Genomic DNA, 2,587 nt, shown 5'->3' with positions numbered 1-2,587 from the left:
GGCGGTCCTGGCGGGGAGGCACAGGCGCCACGGCATCTGTGCCTCCCCCCGGATGTGCCGTCAGCCGTCAGGGGCTGCAGCCACACCGACGGCCGGCGGGCGCAACTGTCCTGGCCGATCACCACCTGGCAGGGCTGGCAGCAGTTCGTCCACGCCCCACCCCCGGTACCGCCCAAACCTGACGCACCGCCGCGCAGCGTGGAGAGCGTCTGGCCTACCACTCGGCGTTCGTCACCGTCCGCACCCCCGCCATCGACACCCTCGCCACCGGCATCCGCACCCTGATGGCCCTCGGCCGCTATCAACAGACCACCGCCCGGCCCTCCCTCATCGTCACCGGCCCCGCCGCCGCGGGAAAGACCACAGCCCTCCTGAACGTCGGGCGCACCTGCCACCTCGCCCACACCCGCACCACGGCCCCGCCACACAAGCCGACGGACGCCCAAGTGCCTGTCGCATACGTCCTGGTCCCGCCGGGGGCGACCGCCAAGATGCTCGCGGCGGAGTTCGCCCGCTACCTCGGCATCCCCATCAGCAGCCGGATGACCCAGACCCAGATCACCGAGAGCGTCTGCCACACCTACAACCAGGTCGGGGTTCGCCTCGTCCTCATCGACGAAATCCATCGCGTCAACCCCCGCACCACCACCGGCGCGGAAACCGCCGACCTGATCAAAGACCTCACCGAACGCATCCACGCGACATTCGTGTACACCGGCATCGACGTCACCCACACACCCCTCTTCGCTGGTGTCCGCGGCGCGCAACTCGCAGGCAGGGCCTCACCCATCGAGTGCGGGCCCCTCCCCGCCCGCCTGGGCAACCGGCACCCGTTCACCGACGTCATCACCGACCTCGAAGACGCCCTCGATCTCCACCACCACCGGCCTGGCACCCTCCCCCGCCACGCGACCTACCTCCACCAGCGCACCGCCGGCCGCATCGGAAGCCTCACAAGCCTCATCCGACAAGCCGCGATCACCACCATTCACGACGGCACCGAACGCATCACCAAGGCAGCATTGGACGCCATCCACCTCGACCACCACGCCGAAACCCACCAGCCCAAAACCCGCATCCCGACCCGCCGAACACCCCGCTGACCTGCACAAACACCTGAAAAACGTGAAATGACGCCTCGGCCCTTTAGACCCAGACACCATCTGCAACACCCAGACGATTCCCAACCAACCCGCAACAACCCCAGGTCAAGCCCACCTGACGCCGCAAAGCCGTTCTCACACGGACCTACAACACCCCAACTCACCCAACCACCCATACCGCAACCACCCTCCCCCTCAGCGACACCACGACCCGGAGATCCATCCGACGGGCTTCAAGGTCGAGCGGGAGGAGACGACTCGTCATGTGCTGTCCTTTTCCGGTTGATGAACGTTGCCGCCGGGTCGGGGTGTGCCGCCCCTCTCCAACAAAGGCAACTTTGCAGCACTCAAGCTCACCGGTCCACGGAAATCCGCTGCTCAGAAGCACTTTTCATGACCACGAACCTCCCGGGCGCGCAGCACCAGGGCCACCCTGGCGGGGAGCGCAGCGGACCGCCCCCGCCCCGCTGCGCAGCGGGCGGGCCTCCCCTGGGCGCGCAGCGCTCCGGGTCACCCGCTGCGCGGGGAGTGGTTGAACCGAGCCACACCCCGGCCCGCACCCGGCCAACCAGGCCGCTGCGCCCCGGTGCGTGGGCGTGTCGATCGGCCCGCACGCAGTGCTGTGCTCGGGGTGTAGGTGCGGGCGTGAGGCGGGATTCCGCGTGAGTGTGGGTCTCTGGGTGCCCTGGCCGTTGAACAGCGGTGCTGGCGAGGTGCTCGCTCCCGGCCAGGGTGCGCGGAGACCCACACTCACGCGGAATCCCGCCGACCCGATCCCGTCAGGTGCGCCCCGGGGGCCTACAGCCGTCCCGGTGCGCCCGGTGACCCTGTCGGCCGTGGCGGGCTCGCAAGACTCGGCCAGCGGGTCTAAGGAGCGCTGCTCGCCACCGGGGGCGCGATCGCGGGAGGGGCTGGACCCCGCGAGTCCGTCGGCCCCGGCATTCCGTCGGAATACCGGGGCCGGGGCGGCCCGGTCGTACTGCCCCAGAGCGCTCTGGGCACCGGCCCTGGCCCGCGCGCCCATGTCGGCGCGGACTGCACACGAACCTAGCCTGCCCCCGCAGGTCCCCACGCCGCGTACAGGTCTCCCCGGGGTGCCGGCAGGCTGCCCGCTGCGCCACGGCTCTGAGCGTGGGCGGAGAACTGTGCGGGTGGATGATCAGCGCCGCCCCCTGGGCACCGGCCCCCGCCAAGCCCCCGCCCCGGACGGGCCGGTACGACGTGGCCGTCTGGCGGCCGAACTCGCCGCCCCGGCCCCGGTGGTACCCGCGACCGAGGAACCGGCGCCAGAGGCCGCCGTACGGCCGCATCGGCGGATCCTCGGCCCGGGCGGCACCGCCCGCGCCTAACGAGCTCGTGCATGGTTGGCGGTACGGCGCTGGATCGTGATCCCTGATCATGTTGGTGTGGTGGGGAACGGGTCTCGTGCAGCGATCATCAGCGACCGGAGGATCACAGGGCTCTCGGCCGATGTGATCGCCGAA

1 protein-coding gene is annotated in these 2,587 nt (G+C 70.4%); it reads left to right on the top strand.

The window, feature by feature from the left end; genetic code table 11:
- Positions 1 to 284: 284 nt before the first annotated feature.
- Entirely contained in the window at positions 285 to 1,103 is an 819-nt protein-coding gene (locus ACWFQ8_RS33420; RefSeq protein WP_453790027.1) for a TniB family NTP-binding protein, read from the top strand.
- The last annotated feature ends 1,484 nt before the right edge of the window (positions 1,104 to 2,587 follow it).

Source organism: Streptomyces sp. NPDC055254 (assembly GCF_053606025.1).
Note: the sequence above shows the minus strand (reverse complement) of the source record. Positions and strands in the feature narration are given on the sequence as shown.

Excerpts from the sequence above, each read along its gene's own strand:
- ACWFQ8_RS33420 (WP_453790027.1), top strand. The coding sequence starts at position 285 with ATGGCCCTCGGCCGCTATCAACAGACCACCGCCCGGCCCTCCCTCATC.